The following is a 16,248-nucleotide window of genomic DNA, read 5'->3' on the forward strand; positions in this document are numbered from 1 at the left end:
CTTTCCTTGCCCTTTTCGTATCATAGATTTTTTAAGCAAACACGATCCTAACTTTGAGCAAAAACGTTTTGACTATATCGCTGAAATGGGCCTTGATCCAGTCACAAACAAAGAGGCTGATAAGGAACTCCTGAATTATGCAACAAACTATACCAAGTATGCACCGAGTATAAAAGCGGGTTATGACTTCCTAATGGTAGGAACAGCAGCTTGGAGTACTCGGGCTTATAATAAGGATATACAAATACAAAGGGCCGATGCCCAGATTAATGAGTATTATAAGATTAAGGATGAGGTGAGAAATTCGAGTGTGGGGAGTCAGCCGGTGGTTGGTCCTCAACTTCCATCAAAGAATTGGACACTAGAATTGCCGGAAGTTGAAACTAAGACAATTATGGGAAGTCAGTCGATGGTGTCGGAGATTAATCTAGGAGGGAATACTGATGCTCCTGCTATAAACACTGGAGGCGTAGAAGTTTCCAATAATTTGAAGTTTAATTTGAATGATATAGATAGCTTTGATAACGCGAATATTAAAAGTGTTGAGGCTTTTTTAGACAATGAACTTCAAGGTTATAGGAAAGCGCCTTTGAAAAGGGGCGATGGAGCGAGATATTATGACGGTAAAGGAAATTCATGGCAATTAAATTATGGATATGAGAATGCGACAGATAATATACATGGAAAGCCATATTTGAAGACTACCTATAATGGGGAAATTGTTAGAATTCCATTACAAAAATAAAGGAAATTAAGATGGATAAAATAGATTTAATTGAATTACTACAATCATTTTTAGAAGAAGATGCAATAGTGAGTAGAATATTTTCATACTTTTGCCTAAAGAAAAATTATAACATTACTTTATTGAATGATATTATCTCAATTGGATTGAGAGAGAATATACTTATTATTATTAATTCTAGCGATGAGCAAATTGAATACGACCGTATTGAATGGAAAAAAGATAATACTTATCAGGAAGTGGTTTTTAGAAATCCAGAAAAATATGTTCCAGTTTTGTTTTCAGAAGCTATTTTAATTCCTGAGCCTTTCTCACAATTTTTAAAGTCTTGTTGAGTGAATTGTATTTATGAAAGATAAGGGTGTCTTAGATACTTACTAATAAAGAGGTAAATTATGAACAAAACAGAATTTAAAAAGATTGTTGGCGAAATTTTGAAATCACAAGTTTTTGCTTATGAAAATAAATATTATACATTTGAAAATACTGATTTAAAGGTATTTGTTGGCTTTCAAAAATCTAACTTTGAGAACTCTTTTTATATCAATTACGGCTTTTTGATCAAAGGCATTTATGATGGGAAATTACCTCCATATAAACAAGGTTTGGAAGACTTTGGTGGCAGATTTATTTATCAGGACCTAGATAGCTATAATCTAGAGAAGATAACCTCAGAAAGTTTGGTGGCTTCTATTAATAGTAATATCAAAATGTTGATTCAGCCTGCTTTTGATGATGGATTAGCAAATTATTTTGAGTTGTACCCTCACTTCAAGTTTCTTTGTAAAAAACGTGTGAAAGAATATCTAGGCTTCTAATTTTTAATGAATAATACAGAATTCAAAAAAATTGTTGGCGAAACTTTGAAATCACAATGTTTTGCTTATGAAAATAAATATTATACATTTGAAAATACTGATTTAGAGGGGAAGATATTTTTCCCGTAATCTTAGAAGATTGAACTAGTATAAAGAAATTGGGGTAAGAGTGATTTCCTTGCCCTTTTCGCATCATAAATTTGTTAAGCAAACACGATCCTAACTTCGAGTAAAAACGTTTTGACTATATCGCTGAAACGGGTCTTGATCCAGTCACAGGCAAAGAGGCTGATGAGGAACTCCTGAATTATGCCACAAACTATACTAAGTACGCACCAAGTATAAAAGCGGGTTATGACTTCCTCATGGTAGGGACAGCAGCTTGGAGTACTCGGGCTTATAATAAGGATATACAAACACAAAGAGCTGATGCCCAGATTAATGAGTATTATCAGATTAAGGATGCGGTGAGGAATTCAAGTGTGGGGAGTCAGCCGGTGGTTGGTCCTCAACTTCTATCAAAGAATTGGACTCCAAATTACCTAAAATTAATGTTGGTGGCTTAGATAACCCTATTGTAGATGAGATGTCAACTGTAGGACGCTGGATGTCAAGGGAAGAATATACAAAGAAGATTGATTCTGGTAAAGTTCAAATGTCACCGAATGGAAATACAACATATGTTGCTACTCCTTCTAATATTGAAGCATTTCCAGCTGCTAAACCAGGAAGCGTTTTTACAGAATTTGATGTTAATTCCCAAAGTCTTTATCCAGCTGGAAAAGAAGGATGGGGACAAATCCCAGGTCCAGGCTCTCTAATTGATAGGTTAAATCAAAAGAAGAGCTTGCCAGCCATAACAGACATGCCGGATGCTCGTAATATAAATATCAGAGGAGAAAAGTAATGAGTCGACTTCAAGAAGTAAAAAAAGTGACTAAAGAGTGGCTATCAGAAAACATTAATATTCTAAAACAAAAAAATATTAGTCTAGAAATTTTAATTGATAATGAAAATTGCTTGAGAATATTATTAGAAACAAAAGATAAAATGGGAGAAATACTAGTTGAAGAGCCAAGCTTTGCTCCTTATAAAAATTTCAAATTTGAAATTGCTCAAATAATTGATAATCAAGCTCAGATAGTAAATGCATGGTACGACAATGAAAATACAAATATTGAAGACTATAAAGTTATATTAGATAATGGAATGATTCTTATGTAAGAACTGTTGTCACAGAATATGTTGATATTTAAATTATATAGATTACGATATATTTAGACTCTGAGAAAAAGATTATTTCAGCTTTTCCTAGTAGTAAATAATAGGATGTAACAAATGTTAAAAAGACAATATCTCGCATAAACAAAAAACTAGAGCAGTCAGTGAACTGCTCTAGTTTTTATAAAGTTTTTTCTGGGTCTCTGACCACCAGCAAGTCAACCTTGGCGTGGCGCAGGATATATTCAGATGAAGAACCGACTAGCAGCCGTTCAAAGGCATTGAGGCCGGTAGCACCGACCATAATCAGATCTACCTTGTGCTCTTCTGGGATATCTGTAGCCAAGAGAGTTTTGGGATTGCCCATCTCAATGACAATATCAACATACTTGATACCAGATTTTTGAGCCTTTTCTTTCAGCTCTGCTGTCAGCTTTTTGGCATCTTCCTGTAAGTCCTCGTAGACATCTGCATCAAAGGTTGAGACACTTTGCAAAGCCCGGGTGTCAATGACGTGGGCGATGGTGAGACGAGAGCCGTTTCGGAGAGCCACGTTAACACCTTTTTCAAAGGCTAGTTCGGATTCGTGAGAACCGTCCACAGCAACCATAATGTTTTCATATTTCTGAGTCATAGAGCTACCTCCTCTAAAATGGTCAGCAAAGGACGTCGCATCATTCACAGAATGATTGGGCTGACCAAAAATCAATCAGTCCATAACGTCCGAGTGATTTGCAACTATTTTCTTGTTTCTATTGTAACCCTTTTCAGAAAAAAAGTAAAGATAAAATGGAAATGCTGTCAGAAAATTGCAAGCTGAGAAAAAGTCCTTTACTTTGAGGAATTAGAAGAAGAATAGCGTTTTGTATCCTATGATTCTCTTTTTAATTACATGAAAAGCGAGTTTATTTTTTGTTGTCAATCGCTTTTTCTGGTGGTATAATGATAACATTCTGATGAATAGAGGAAAAATAAGAATGAAAGAATTTGACAAGTCCAGCAAGCTGGAACATGTTGCCTATGATATTCGCGGTCCGGTTTTGGATGAAGCTATGCGCATGCGGGCCAATGGCGAAAAGATTCTCCGCCTTAATACTGGGAATCCGGCTGAATTTGGTTTTACCGCTCCGGATGAGGTCATTCATGATTTGATTATGAATGCGCGTGACAGTGAAGGTTACTCTGACTCCAAGGGAATTTTTTCAGCCCGCAAGGCCATTATGCAATATTGCCAGCTTAAGAATTTTCCTAATGTAGATATTGATGACATTTATCTGGGAAATGGTGTCAGCGAGCTGATTGTCATGTCCATGCAGGGATTGCTGGATGACGGGGATGAGGTGCTGGTGCCAATGCCAGACTACCCACTCTGGACGGCTGCAGTCAGTCTGGCTGGTGGGAATGCTGTTCACTATGTCTGTGATGAGCAGGCAGAATGGTATCCAGATATTGACGACATCAAGTCAAAAATTACCTCTAATACCAAGGCTATCATTATCATCAACCCTAACAATCCAACGGGAGCACTTTATCCTAAGGAACTTCTGCTGGAAATTGTGGAAATTGCTCGCCAGAACAATCTCATTATCTTTGCGGATGAAATTTATGACCGCATGGTGATGGACGGCAATGTCCATACCTCTGTGGCTAGTCTAGCACCCGACCTTTTCTGCGTCAGCATGAATGGTCTTTCCAAGTCGCACCGCATTGCAGGCTTCCGGGTTGGCTGGATGGTGCTATCTGGGCCTAAGCATCATGTTAAGGGCTATATTGAAGGATTAAATATGCTCTCCAACATGCGCCTGTGCTCCAATGTCTTGGCTCAGCAGGTTGTTCAAACCTCGCTCGGAGGGCATCAATCCGTAGATGAACTGCTCTTGCCAGGTGGCCGTATCTATGAGCAGCGTAATTTCATCTATCAGGCTATTCAGGATATTCCGGGGCTATCAGCTGTAAAACCTAAAGCCGGTCTCTATATTTTCCCGAAAATTGACCGTAACATGTATCGCATCGACGATGATGAGCAGTTTGTGCTCAATTTTCTCAAACAGGAGAAAGTCCTTCTCGTCCATGGACGAGGCTTTAACTGGCAGGAACCAGATCATTTCCGAATTGTTTATCTGCCTCGAGTAGATGAACTAGCTCAAATCCAAGAAAAAATGACGCGCTTCTTGCGCCAATATCGCCGTTAATAAGCGGATGTTATAAAAAGGCTGGAAAATATTCCGGTCTTTTTCTTATCTATCTTACATATTTTTTAGTTTGATGGCTATCTTTGAATTGCAAAAATAAAAAAATTAAGATGCTCTGAAAACCGAATTTGAGATCGATTGGTAAAAATTATAGGCGGTTTTACCGACATTTTTTAGGATTTTGTCCAACATTTTTTATGCATCTGTCCAAAAATGCTTAAAAAAATGTGTTAGCGTCTTCCTTCTTGAAGACAAACGTGATAGAATGTGTTTGTCAATGTTTTAAACAATGATGAAAAAGTGGAGGAGATTATATTGACAATGAAAAAGACACTTAGTGCTTTTTCTGTCAGTGCAGCGGCATTGTCTTTGGTGCTCGCAGAAGGAGTTCAGGCTGATCAATTAGTTGATAATCAGTCTTATTCTGATGCGCCCGTTAGTCAAAGCCAACCACAGGCAGAAAACACACAGAAGGATGAATCTGTTTCGAAAGAACAGGTAGACGCTGCTCAGGCTCTTGTACAAGAAGCCGACAGCAATGTTGCACAAGGGAAAGCTGATTTGGCTCAAGCTCAGGCAAATACTGCTGCGGCTCAAAGTCAGGTCGAGCAAGCACAAGCTGAAGCTAACTGGGCACAGGAGGCAGCTGATAAAGCTGGTCCGGAAGCTATTGAAACAGCTAAGCAAGAAGAGAGCAATCAAAAAGCTCAAGTGGACAGCAACAAGTCAGAACTGGCTAAAGCTGACCAAGCAACCAAGACGGCTCAAGCTGAGCGCGATGCTCAGGCAGCTAAGACTAAAGAAGCTCAAGAGCAAGCGAAAACTCAAGAAGGACGCCTTGCTAAAGCTCAAAATGACGTGAAGGAAGCTCAGGCTAACCTAAGCGGTGAAGCTACAGCTAAGGCAGAAAAGAATGTGAAAGCAGCCCAAGATAAGGTGGCAGCTGACCAGTCTGCTGTTGAAACAGCTCAATCAAAAGTAGCTACAGCTCGCCAGACTGACAGTCAGAAGCAGGCTGAGGTAACAAAATCTCAGACTAACCAGACTCAGGCTAAGACGGCTCGTGATGCTGCTCAGAAGAACTTGCAGGATAAAACTGCTGCAGCTGAGAAGACCCAGTCAGACTTGAATCAAGCTCAACAAGCTTTGAAAAAGGCTCAAGCTGGAACGATTACTACTGAAGCTTCTAGCAATAAAAACCGTGTGTCTATGACTCCGGAATACATTGCAGCCTTGAGAGAGCTAATTGCACCAAATTTATCAGAGCAAAAAACTAAAGAGATTCAAAATAGACTGGCTGCACTTAATGCCAGTGCTAAGGCTCTCAACCGTTATGTAGCTGATCCTACAGATAGCAAAGCTTTGATTGATACCAACAATATTCCACAGAATGTTCGTCAGGAACTTTCACAGTTTGCTTCAGAACTCATCAACCAGTTGCGTGCTCAGATGGGAACAGGTGAAGTAGTTGTGACACCATCTTCGGTTGATTTCGCTGATAAAGTGGCAACAGAATACCGCAAAGACAACTGGAACTGGGACTTGATGGAGAAATACCATCACGACGCTCGAGGAATTAACCGCGTAGCGCGTGAATATGGTTTGATGACCACAAGTGCTGAGCAGGAGAGTAAAGGTCTCCAGTACTATGAAAACGCCTACATCTGGAGAGAAAATGCTAATCAGATGAGTGTGGCTGAAATGAAGCGACGGGTCTATGATTCTGTTGTTGAATTCATGTTCAATGGCTACGAATGGCTGCATGCTACATCAATCTCTGGTCTCAATACTGGTCGCCAGAAAAACTATCTAGGAGTTGATTTCTCAATGGAAGGCGACATCACTATGGCTCATTTCACCATGGTGTCAGAAGATCAAGTCAAATATGCTAGCAAAAAGAACTTCAATGCCAGCCCTATTACAGGAAAAGCTCCAACAGCAAAAGTAGATCCGCAGGAAGTAGCCAAGGCTCAAACAGCCTATGATGCCGCCTTCAAGGCCAATCAACTGGCTCTGGCATCTAAGGGAGTTGCCCAGTCTACTTATAATCGGAGAGCTGCAGCTTTAGAGCAAGCCAACCAGCAACTGGCTCAGGCGCAAGCTCAAGCAGGTGAGTCAGCAACTGCTCAGGCTCAAGCAGCTCTTGCCGCAGCTCAAGAGAAGTTGGCCGCTGATCAAGCAGCTTTGGCAGCAGCACAGGAGGCTCTGAAAAACTCAAACTTGGATGACAAGACTAAAGCGGAAAAATTAACTCAGGCTCAAGCAGCTCTGACTGCTGTTCAAGCAACAGTTGCTGCAGCTCAAGCAGCTCTAAAAACTGAATCAGATAAGTTGGCTCAGCTAGAAGCAGCTTTGAATGCAGCAAAAGAAAGAAAGACTAACCTTGAAAAAGCTGTTACAGATGCTGAAGCAGCCTTGCAAACAGCTAAAGAGTCATTGTCAAATCTTGAAAATGCAGAAGAAAACTTGGAACAAGCTAAAAGCAAGCTAGCCGCAGCTCAGGCAGCTTACCAAACAGCTCTTACAGCTCAAACAGATCAAGAAGCAAAAGTAGCAGTTTTAACTGCAGTTCAAGCACAAGCTAAGGCTACATACGACTTGCTAGCTCAAACTTATGCTGAACAAAATAAGGAAGAAGATATTCGCTATTACCAGTCTGTTTTGGCTCATACAGAGGAGCACTTCGCTCGCTCATCGCTTACTGGACAAGCAAGAGCTCCTCAGCATACAGCTCTTGGAACTACTGGTGCTGCTGGAAGTGCTAGCCCTGTAAACCATAAACAGGCGGCCGCTTCAGGTCATGTCTTACCTAAGACAGGAGAAAACTCTTCTTGGCTTCTTCTAGCAGGCCAAATGCTTCTCCTCATGGCTATGAAATTATTCTACAAGAAACGTTCTCTTGATTAGAAAGAACAAAATCAATCAAAAACAGTCAAAATTTTGACTGTTTTTTGTTTAATATGGCTTGATATATCAAGTCATATACTTGAAAAATTCTTTATTTTATCGAATTGTATGTAATTGTTTTTCAATAAAAAATTTTCAGATAATTATTGAAATTTCACTGCTTTTATGTTACAATGAAGCTAATAAATATGAGGTAAAAACATGGCCAATTTACTAGAAAAAACACGAAAAATTACGTCAATTTTGAAGCGCTCAGAGGAGCAGATGCAGGAAGAGCTACCCTACAATGCTATTACGCGCCAGTTGGCTGATATTATCCACTGCAATGCCTGCATTATCAATAGCAAGGGCCGTCTTTTAGGTTATTTCATGCGCTACAAGACCAATAATGACCGAGTGGAAGCTTTTTTCCAGGATAAGAATTTCCCAGAGGAATACGTTCACGAAGCCAATCTGGTCTATGAAACAGAGGCTAATCTGCCAGTTGCACATGATTTGACGATTTTCCCAGTGGAGACCAAGGATGAGTTTCCGGATGGGTTGACAACCATTGCCCCTATCCATGTTTCAGGGATTCGTCTAGGCTCACTGATTATCTGGCGCAATGACAAGGAATTTGCGGACGATGATCTGATTTTGATTGAGATTGCCAGCACAGTGGTTGGTATCCAGCTGCTTAACTTCCAGCGGGAAGAGGATGAGAAAAATATCCGCCGCCGGACGGCAGTGACCATGGCAGTCAATACCCTGTCTTATTCAGAACTGAGGGCTGTTTCAGCTATTCTGGGCGAGCTCAATGGCAATGAAGGCCAGCTGACAGCGTCTGTCATTGCTGATCGCATTGGGATTACCCGCTCAGTGATTGTCAATGCCTTGCGTAAGTTGGAAAGTGCTGGGATTATTGAAAGCCGTTCGCTGGGGATGAAAGGAACTTATCTAAAAGTCCTGATTCCCGATGTCTTTGATGAAATTAAAAAGAGGGACTACTAATGCCAAAAGCACTGATTTCCATTGATTATACAGTTGATTTTGTCGCAGATGAGGGCAAGTTGACAGCTGGAGAGCCAGCTCAGGCGATTTCTGAAGCCATTGCTCAAGTGACGGAGGCAGCTTTTGACCGAGGAGATTATATCTTCTTTGCTATTGATGCCCATGATGAGAATGATGCCTTTCATCCTGAAAGCAAGCTGTTCCCGCCTCACAATATCAAAGGGACCAGCGGTCGCAACCTTTACGGCCCTTTGGCTGATTTTTATGACAAGCATAAAGCGGATTCTCAGGTCTTTTGGATGGATAAGCGCCATTATTCTGCTTTTTCCGGCACGGATTTAGATATCCGCCTGCGAGAAAGAAAGATAGATACAGTCATTTTGACTGGAGTCTTGACGGATATTTGCGTCTTGCATACAGCGATTGATGCCTATAATCTTGGTTATCAGATTCAGGTGGTAGAGCCGGCAGTGGCTTCTCTGTCAGAGGAAAATCACAAATTTGCCTTAAACCACTTGCAAAATGTCCTGGGTTCGACTATAATAGATACAATTTAAGAGTAAAAGAGAAGCAGAGTAGGCTTGCTGACTTGCACAGAGAGTGCTGATAGCTGAGAGCAGCACCAAGAAAGCAAAAACCGAAGAACATGTTTCGTAATCTTTTGTGTGATTAAGCACAAACGTCGCTCACGTTACGAGCTCAGAGGCTGCCTTTTAGGGCGGCGAATAACAGTGGTACCACGGCTTTCGTCTGTTTTAGAGACGGAAGCTTTTTATTTTGTAGTAGATCCAGTGAAGATGATAAAAGAATGCTTCAAATATCCTTGACAGCAGGGCGGGGCTACAAATTGATTTGAGAGGGAAAGAACATGAAAGAAATCTTTATCGGAAACTATGGTTTAGAGCAAGTCGGACAGACCATGACCGCGACTGGCTGGGTGGCCAATATCCGCAATCACGGCAAACTAGCCTTTATTGAGTTGCGGGACCGCGAGGGCTTGCTTCAGGTCTTCGTTGGCGGTGAGATTGAAGATTTTGCTAAGCTGGAAGACATTGGCAAAGAGGATATCATTGCAGTGACGGGGCAAGTGGTTCAGCGGGAAGAGCGTTTTGTCAATAAGTCCATCAAGTCTGGTCAGATTGAGCTGAGGGCAGAGAAGATTGAGGTTATTGCTAGCAGCAAGGCCCTGCCTTTTGAGCTGGACCAGCATGCCCATACAGGGGAAGACCTGCGTCAGAAATACCGCTACCTGGACTTGCGCCGTGAGAAGATGACACAGAACCTCAAACTTCGTCATCAGGTCACCTCAACCATTCGGGAATATTTAAACGGTTTGGACTTTTTGGAAGTGGAGACGCCTTATCTGACCAAGTCGACTCCTGAAGGGGCTAGAGATTTCTTGGTTCCTAGTCGGATTTTTAAAAACCAATTCTACGCGCTGCCGCAGAGCCCGCAGATGCTCAAGCAGTTACTGATGGGGGCTGGACTCGAGCGCTATTATCAGATTGTTCGTTGTTTCCGTGACGAAGACTTGCGAGGCGATCGTCAGCCAGAGTTTACCCAGGTGGACTTAGAGCTGAGTTTTGCCAGCGAGGAAGAAATCCGAGCTCTGGTTGAAGCTATGCTCAAGGCTGTTGTCAAGAAAACTCATGGTTTAGAGCTGACGGAAGATTTTCCAACTATCAGCTATGAAGAGGCTATGAGCCGCTTCGGCTCTGATAAGCCAGATACACGCTTTGGTTTAGAGCTAAAGAGTTTGACGGATTTGTGTCAGTCCAATGATTCTCTTCTCATCAAGAAAGCCTTGGATAACCAAGAGGAAGTGATGGGAATCTGTGTGCCAGGTGCGACTAGTGCTTTTAGCAAGAAACAGCTGAGTCACTACTATCAGGAAATGAAGGAATTTGGCTGCAGTCGTTTTGCCAGTCTCAAGGTTGAAGGTGGCCAGTTGATTGGTGATTTGGCTAGTACCCTTGAAGCTGAAAGTCAGGATTTACTAGCACGTTTTGAGGCCAAGGATGGAGACCTCATCCTGCTAGTCATGGCCAAGAAGCGTCGGGCTCAGGAAGCTTTGGGACATCTGCGTATAGAACTCGCAAAAGCTTTGGATTTGATTGACCCGAGTCTGCTTCATTTCCTTTGGGTTGTGGATTGGCCTCTGCTGGAGTGGAATGAAGACCAAAACCGCTATCAAGCCATGCACCATCCTTTCACACAGGGAATCTTTGAAGATGGACAGGAGCCAGGCCAATTCCGCAGCCACGCTTACGACATCGCCTTAAACGGCTATGAGATTGGCGGAGGGAGCCTGCGGATTCATGAACGGAAGGCTCAGGAAGCGATGTTTGAGCTATTGGGCATGAGCCGAGAAGACTATGAGCGGGACTTTGGTTTCTTCCTAGAGGCCTTAGAGTACGGCTTCCCACCGCACGGTGGCTTGGCTCTAGGCTTAGATCGCTTGGTTATGATTTTGGCTGGGGAAGAAAATATCCGCCAAGTCATCGCTTTTCCGAAAAATGGTACTGGCTTTGATCCTATGCTGGAAAGTCCAAGTTTGGTGGACCAAAGACAGCTCAAAGAACTGCATTTGGAATTGAAGAATTAGCCTGAAATATGGTAAAATGAAATGATGCGAATTCCTGAAGAATAGCAGGAAGAAGCTAAAGAAAAGAGCTAGCGGATGGCAAATAAATCAGCATCCCTAGCTTGTCAAAGTAAAGGTGAGCTGAAGCTTGGAAATAAAGATGTCATCTAGAAATTGTTATTTTCAGTCGCTAAAGTTCACATATCTTATGAAAGGAATCAGAGATGAAGATTACTCAAGAAGAAGTAAGTCACGTTGCTAAGCTGTCAAAACTGGCTTTTTCACCAGAAGAAACAGCTGAGTTTGCGACGACCTTAACCAAGATTGTCGACATGGTCGAATTGCTCAATGAAGTGGACACGGAAGGGGTGCCTTTCACTTCTAATGTAGCTGCCAATATCAACTATATGCGAGAAGATGTGGCTCAGCCTGGCTGGAATCGGGAAGAGCTTTTCCAAAATGTACCTGAAAAAGAGCGGGGCTACATCAAAGTGCCTGCCATCCTAGATGACGGAGGAGATGCCTAATGACTTTTAATCACAAGACTATTGAAGAGCTGCACGATTTGCTGGTCAAGAAAGAAATTTCTGCGGTAGAGTTAACTCAGGCAACTTTGGCAGACATCAAAGAACGTGAAGCGGCTGTGGACAGCTTCATTACTGTCAGCGAAGAGGAGGCTTTGGCTCAGGCTGCGGCTCTGGATGCCAAGGGCATTGATGCTGACAATCTTATGAGCGGAATTCCGCTGGCAGTCAAGGACAATATCTCCACCAAGGGAATTTTGACGACGGCTGCTTCCAAAATACTCTACAATTACAAGCCGATTTTCGATGCTACCAGCGTGGAGAAGCTCTACGGTAAGGACATGATTATCGTCGGGAAGACCAACATGGACGAGTTTGCCATGGGGGGATCCAGCGAAAACTCTTACTTTAAGACGACTAAGAATGCTTGGGACAGCAGCAAGGTTCCAGGTGGATCATCTGGTGGATCAGCGACAGCTGTTGCCTCTGGTCAGGTTCGTCTGTCACTGGGGTCAGATACGGGTGGTTCTATTCGTCAGCCGGCTTCCTTTAACGGTGTAGTCGGCCTCAAGCCAACCTACGGACGGGTTTCTCGTTTTGGTCTCATTGCTTTTGGTTCTTCTTTAGACCAGATAGGGCCTTTCTCACAGACTGTTAAAGAAAATGCTCAGCTCTTGAATGTTATTTCTGGTAATGATCCTAAGGACTCTACATCATCACAAGAGGCAGTGCCAGACTTTACCAGCAAGATTGGCCAAGACATTAAGGGTATGAAGATTGCCTTGCCTAAGGAATACATGGGTGAGGGAATTGACAGCAAGGTTAAGGAAACGATTTTAGCAGCAGCGAAGCATTTGGAAAGCCTAGGTGCTATCGTTGAAGAAGTCAGCCTGCCTCACAGCAAGTACGGTGTAGCTGTTTACTATATCATTGCTTCCTCTGAGGCTAGCTCTAACCTGCAGCGTTTTGACGGTATTCGCTATGGCTACCGCGCAGAAGGCATTGAAAATCTAGAAGATGTCTATGTCAAATCTCGCAGCGAAGGCTTTGGTGAAGAAGTGAAACGCCGCATCATGCTGGGAACTTTCAGCCTGTCATCTGGTTACTACGATGCCTACTTCAAGAAAGCTGGTCAGGTTCGGACCTTGATTATGCAAGATTTTGCTAAGGTTTTTGAAAAATATGATTTGATCTTAGGTCCAACTGCACCGACGGTAGCTTATGACTTGGGCAGCCAAAACCAAGATCCTGTGGCCATGTATTTGGCTGACCTTTTGACCATTCCAGTCAATCTGGCTGGCCTGCCGGGCATTTCAATCCCAGCTGGCTTTGCAGATGGTCTTCCTGTCGGCTTGCAGCTGATTGGGAACCACTTTGATGAAGCAACCATCTATCAGGCAGCCGCAGCATTTGAAGCGACGACTGACTACCACAAACAGCAGCCAGTTATCTTTGGAGGTGAAAAATAATGAACTTTGAAACAGTTATCGGACTGGAAGTCCATGTTGAATTGAAGACCAATTCAAAAATTTTCTCACCGGCTCCAGCTCACTTCGGTGAGGATCCCAATGCCAACACCAATATCATTGACTGGTCCTTCCCAGGTGTCCTGCCTGTTATGAACAAGGGTGTCATTGACTATGGTATCAAGGCTGCTCTGGCCTTGAACATGGATATTCACCAGAAGATGCACTTTGACCGCAAGAACTACTTCTATCCGGACAATCCAAAAGCCTATCAAATTTCTCAGTTTGATGAGCCGATTGGCTACAATGGCTGGATTGAGATTGAGCTAGAAGATGGCACGACCAAGAAAATCCGTATCGAGCGGGCCCACTTGGAAGAAGATGCTGGAAAGAATACCCACGGCAGCGATGGCTACTCTTATGTGGACCTCAACCGCCAAGGTGTGCCACTGATTGAGATTGTATCGGAAGCAGATATGCGCAGTCCAGAAGAAGCTTATGCCTATCTGACTGCCCTCAAGGAAATCATCCAGTACACGGGCATTTCTGATGTCAAGATGGAAGAGGGCTCCATGCGTGTTGACGCCAATATTTCTATCCGTCCTTACGGTCAGGAAGAATTTGGTACCAAGACTGAGCTGAAAAACCTTAACTCTTTCAACTTTGTCCGTAAGGGTCTGGCGTTTGAGGAAAAACGCCAAGCAGAAATCCTACGCAGTGGTGGCCAAATCCGTCAGGAAACCCGTCGTTACGATGAAGCAACTGGCGAAACCCTGCTCATGCGGGTTAAGGAAGGTTCAGCGGATTACCGTTACTTCCCAGAGCCTGATCTGCCGATCTTTGAGATTGAAGATACTTGGATTGAGCAAATTCGCAGTAGCCTGCCAGCCTTTCCAAAAGAACGTCGAGCTAAGTATGTGGGCGACTACGGTCTGTCTGACTACGATGCCAAGCAGTTGACAGCTACGAAGGCTGTGTCAGACTTCTTTGAAGCAGCTGTTGCGGCAGGCGCTGACGCCAAGGCTGTCTCTAACTGGCTCCAAGGAGAAGTAGCTCAATACCTCAATGCCGAAGGCAAGACTATCTCTGAGATTGAGCTGACACCTGAGAATCTGACTGAGATGATTGCTCTGATTGCAGACGGAACGATTTCCTCTAAGATTGCTAAGAAGGTCTTTGTCTATCTAGCCAAAAATGGAGGCTCTGCTAAAGAGTATGTGCAGAAAGCAGGCCTGATTCAAATCTCAGACCCTGACCAACTTCTTCCTATTATCCAGCAAGTCTTTGCGGATAATGAAAAAGCTATCAATGATTATAAAGCCGGCAACAAGAATGCAGCTAAATCCCTGATCGGTCAATTGATGAAGGCCACCAAGGGGCAAGCCAACCCGCAAGTAGCACAAAAACTGCTCAATGAAGAGTTGGAGAAATTGTAGAAATAAGTAGAAAACCAGTCGTGAGGCTGGTTTTTGTTGTGGATAATAAAATATGTAAAAAGCATAGGAGCTATAGATATGAAACGACCCTCAAAAATAATTATTCTCCTACTAGGTGGATTATTAATAATGATAGGATTGAGTGCCTGCGGAGAGAAAATACCAGAAAATCGCACAAAAGAACAGTACGAGTTGGAGAAAGAGTTTCAGCCACTTTTTGACTTTTTAGCAGAAGAAGAAAAAGATTTGTCAAATGTGAAATTATATAGCAGTAAAATTTTTATGATGGATGAAAATGCTAATAGTAAGATATCAAGCAGTGTTTATTTAAAACCTGATAATACAGGAGAATATGCAATTGAGCAAGGGGGACAAACTACGGAGTTTCTTGTTCATTATAATAACAGAAAATTACAATATAATAAGGAGGTTCCTCAAGAGTATGATTTAGAAGTTTTTAATCTGAAATTAGAGCCTAAATTTTTCCAAGAATTATCTATTTTTGATTACATGACTAAATATTCTGGTACAGGTATGAAACGGATTGATTATAATATTGTAGATGCAAGTAAATATTTTAATAATTTAAAAGAAAAGTATGGATTAAAAAAAGATTGCTCAACCTCTGTTGATGTGATAATTAATAGCGAGGGTCATTTTGAGCTTATACTAGAATTCTCTGACGAAGAACGATTACTTGTAATTACGAATTCAATTGTGATAGATATGGAGTGATTAGTGAATAAAAAAGTAATTATAGACGGGTGTGAGAATGTTTCAGCAAATATTCCTTATTATGTTTATATATTTGAAAATAGTAAAAGTCATATATCAAGCAGTCAAATTAAGAGATAAGGAATAAAGGCGACCATATGTTTCTTATGTTATAGACAACTAATAGCCTAGTTTTTTAATATAACAGCCTTTTATTTAGCCATTAGTTATGTTAAAATAATTAAAAAAACAAAGGAGTCTTTTATGTCGGAAATCAAAGTGAAACGTGGGACAGGTTTTGTTGGAATTATTGGAAAGTTTCCAATCTTTATTAATGATCAGAAAGTGGGCGCAATTAAGAATGGTGATGAGGCTGTCTTCCCTATTGAGGGGGAAGAAGCTGTTGTTCGTGTAGGAGCAGCTCCTATGAAAACCAAGCCAGTGACAGTTAAAGCAGGACAAACCTTGCTGATTGAAACAAATTTTACTAATGTTTCTATTTGTTTAGGAACTTTAGTGATTGCTTTTCTATTTGGCGGATTGCTCCGTGCGATTCTCTTGATTCTTTATATTGTTTTAATGTTTCTTTTTCCGTTTTACTCGGCTAGAATTGCAGAATAAGTCTAAGACCAGCTGATGCTGGTTTTTTGT

At 42.0% G+C, this 16,248-nt stretch carries 15 protein-coding genes and 1 pseudogene; 15 read left to right on the forward strand and 1 reads right to left on the reverse strand.

Annotated elements, in window-relative coordinates; genetic code table 11:
* Window positions 1-31: 31 nt before the first annotated feature.
* From HMPREF9389_RS05855 to HMPREF9389_RS05830, 5 genes and pseudogenes are all read left to right on the forward strand, one after another.
* Window positions 32-745: pseudogene (locus tag HMPREF9389_RS05855) on the forward strand (hypothetical protein); the annotation flags it as partial.
* An 11-nt stretch (window positions 746-756) separates the two neighbouring features.
* Complete coding sequence (locus tag HMPREF9389_RS05850) at window positions 757-1,080, forward strand: hypothetical protein (RefSeq protein ID WP_002929519.1); 324 nt, start codon at window positions 757-759, stop codon at window positions 1,078-1,080.
* A gap of 60 nt (window positions 1,081-1,140) precedes the next feature.
* On the forward strand, window positions 1,141-1,563 hold the full coding sequence (locus tag HMPREF9389_RS05845) for a DUF4304 domain-containing protein (RefSeq protein ID WP_002929520.1): 423 nt from the start codon (window positions 1,141-1,143) through the stop codon (window positions 1,561-1,563).
* 526 nt (window positions 1,564-2,089) lie between these two features.
* A complete protein-coding gene (locus HMPREF9389_RS05835) occupies window positions 2,090-2,470 on the forward strand; it encodes a hypothetical protein (protein WP_216725491.1) in 381 nt (126 codons plus the stop codon).
* A complete protein-coding gene (locus HMPREF9389_RS05830; protein WP_002929525.1) occupies window positions 2,470-2,787 on the forward strand; it encodes a hypothetical protein in 318 nt (105 codons plus the stop codon). Before HMPREF9389_RS05835 ends, HMPREF9389_RS05830 begins: the two co-directional genes overlap by 1 nt.
* Window positions 2,788-2,965: 178 nt before the next feature.
* On the opposite strand, the gene HMPREF9389_RS05825 is transcribed toward HMPREF9389_RS05830, so the two are convergent.
* Entirely contained in the window at window positions 2,966-3,418 is a 453-nt protein-coding gene (locus tag HMPREF9389_RS05825; RefSeq protein WP_002896311.1) for a universal stress protein, read from the reverse strand.
* 343 nt (window positions 3,419-3,761) lie between these two features.
* Between HMPREF9389_RS05825 and HMPREF9389_RS05820 the strand changes: the two genes are divergently transcribed.
* The 10 genes from HMPREF9389_RS05820 to HMPREF9389_RS05775 all read left to right on the forward strand — a co-directional run bounded on the left by HMPREF9389_RS05820 (window position 3,762) and on the right by HMPREF9389_RS05775 (window position 16,218).
* Entirely contained in the window at window positions 3,762-4,976 is a 1,215-nt protein-coding gene (locus HMPREF9389_RS05820) for a pyridoxal phosphate-dependent aminotransferase (protein WP_032906403.1), read from the forward strand.
* Between the two features lie 321 nt (window positions 4,977-5,297).
* Window positions 5,298-7,883 carry an SEC10/PgrA surface exclusion domain-containing protein gene (locus HMPREF9389_RS05815; protein ID WP_080560757.1) on the forward strand — a complete coding sequence of 862 codons (2,586 nt, stop codon included), beginning with the start codon at window positions 5,298-5,300 and terminating at the stop codon, window positions 7,881-7,883.
* Between the two features lie 201 nt (window positions 7,884-8,084).
* Complete coding sequence (codY, locus tag HMPREF9389_RS05810) at window positions 8,085-8,873, forward strand: GTP-sensing pleiotropic transcriptional regulator CodY (protein WP_002903941.1); 789 nt, start codon at window positions 8,085-8,087, stop codon at window positions 8,871-8,873.
* Window positions 8,873-9,430 carry a cysteine hydrolase family protein gene (locus tag HMPREF9389_RS05805; RefSeq protein WP_002929533.1) on the forward strand — a complete coding sequence of 186 codons (558 nt, stop codon included), beginning with the start codon at window positions 8,873-8,875 and terminating at the stop codon, window positions 9,428-9,430. The genes codY and HMPREF9389_RS05805 overlap by 1 nt, the downstream gene beginning before the upstream one ends.
* 311 nt (window positions 9,431-9,741) lie before the next feature.
* Complete coding sequence (gene aspS / locus HMPREF9389_RS05800; protein WP_002929534.1) at window positions 9,742-11,478, forward strand: aspartate--tRNA ligase; 1,737 nt, start codon at window positions 9,742-9,744, stop codon at window positions 11,476-11,478.
* A gap of 203 nt (window positions 11,479-11,681) precedes the next feature.
* Window positions 11,682-11,984 carry an Asp-tRNA(Asn)/Glu-tRNA(Gln) amidotransferase subunit GatC gene (gene gatC / locus HMPREF9389_RS05795; protein ID WP_002896305.1) on the forward strand — a complete coding sequence of 101 codons (303 nt, stop codon included), beginning with the start codon at window positions 11,682-11,684 and terminating at the stop codon, window positions 11,982-11,984.
* Entirely contained in the window at window positions 11,984-13,450 is a 1,467-nt protein-coding gene (gatA, locus tag HMPREF9389_RS05790; protein WP_002929536.1) for an Asp-tRNA(Asn)/Glu-tRNA(Gln) amidotransferase subunit GatA, read from the forward strand. Before gatC ends, gatA begins: the two co-directional genes overlap by 1 nt.
* Window positions 13,450-14,883, forward strand: coding sequence for an Asp-tRNA(Asn)/Glu-tRNA(Gln) amidotransferase subunit GatB (gene gatB, locus HMPREF9389_RS05785; RefSeq protein ID WP_002929537.1), 1,434 nt, complete (start codon window positions 13,450-13,452; stop codon window positions 14,881-14,883). The genes gatA and gatB overlap by 1 nt, the downstream gene beginning before the upstream one ends.
* A 78-nt stretch (window positions 14,884-14,961) precedes the next feature.
* Window positions 14,962-15,618 carry a hypothetical protein gene (locus HMPREF9389_RS05780; protein WP_216725492.1) on the forward strand — a complete coding sequence of 219 codons (657 nt, stop codon included), beginning with the start codon at window positions 14,962-14,964 and terminating at the stop codon, window positions 15,616-15,618.
* Window positions 15,619-15,861: 243 nt separating this feature from the next.
* Window positions 15,862-16,218, forward strand: coding sequence for a hypothetical protein (locus HMPREF9389_RS05775; RefSeq protein ID WP_002929539.1), 357 nt, complete (start codon window positions 15,862-15,864; stop codon window positions 16,216-16,218).
* Window positions 16,219-16,248 lie beyond the last annotated feature (30 nt).

The sequence above is a fragment of the Streptococcus sanguinis SK355 genome (assembly GCF_000212855.1).
GTDB classification, from domain to species: Bacteria; Bacillota; Bacilli; order Lactobacillales; family Streptococcaceae; genus Streptococcus; species Streptococcus sanguinis_A.

Coding starts and splice junctions, on each gene's coding strand:
- HMPREF9389_RS05850 (WP_002929519.1), top strand. CDS start 757: ATGGATAAAATAGATTTAATTGAATTACTACAATCATTTTTAGAAGAA.
- HMPREF9389_RS05845 (WP_002929520.1), top strand. CDS start 1,141: ATGAACAAAACAGAATTTAAAAAGATTGTTGGCGAAATTTTGAAATCA.
- HMPREF9389_RS05830 (WP_002929525.1), top strand. CDS start 2,470: ATGAGTCGACTTCAAGAAGTAAAAAAAGTGACTAAAGAGTGGCTATCA.
- HMPREF9389_RS05825 (WP_002896311.1), bottom strand. CDS start 3,418: ATGACTCAGAAATATGAAAACATTATGGTTGCTGTGGACGGTTCTCAC.
- HMPREF9389_RS05820 (WP_032906403.1), top strand. CDS start 3,762: ATGAAAGAATTTGACAAGTCCAGCAAGCTGGAACATGTTGCCTATGAT.
- HMPREF9389_RS05815 (WP_080560757.1), top strand. CDS start 5,298: ATGAAAAAGACACTTAGTGCTTTTTCTGTCAGTGCAGCGGCATTGTCT.
- codY (WP_002903941.1), top strand. CDS start 8,085: ATGGCCAATTTACTAGAAAAAACACGAAAAATTACGTCAATTTTGAAG.
- HMPREF9389_RS05805 (WP_002929533.1), top strand. CDS start 8,873: ATGCCAAAAGCACTGATTTCCATTGATTATACAGTTGATTTTGTCGCA.
- aspS (WP_002929534.1), top strand. CDS start 9,742: ATGAAAGAAATCTTTATCGGAAACTATGGTTTAGAGCAAGTCGGACAG.
- gatC (WP_002896305.1), top strand. CDS start 11,682: ATGAAGATTACTCAAGAAGAAGTAAGTCACGTTGCTAAGCTGTCAAAA.
- gatA (WP_002929536.1), top strand. CDS start 11,984: ATGACTTTTAATCACAAGACTATTGAAGAGCTGCACGATTTGCTGGTC.
- gatB (WP_002929537.1), top strand. CDS start 13,450: ATGAACTTTGAAACAGTTATCGGACTGGAAGTCCATGTTGAATTGAAG.
- HMPREF9389_RS05780 (WP_216725492.1), top strand. CDS start 14,962: ATGAAACGACCCTCAAAAATAATTATTCTCCTACTAGGTGGATTATTA.
- HMPREF9389_RS05775 (WP_002929539.1), top strand. CDS start 15,862: ATGTCGGAAATCAAAGTGAAACGTGGGACAGGTTTTGTTGGAATTATT.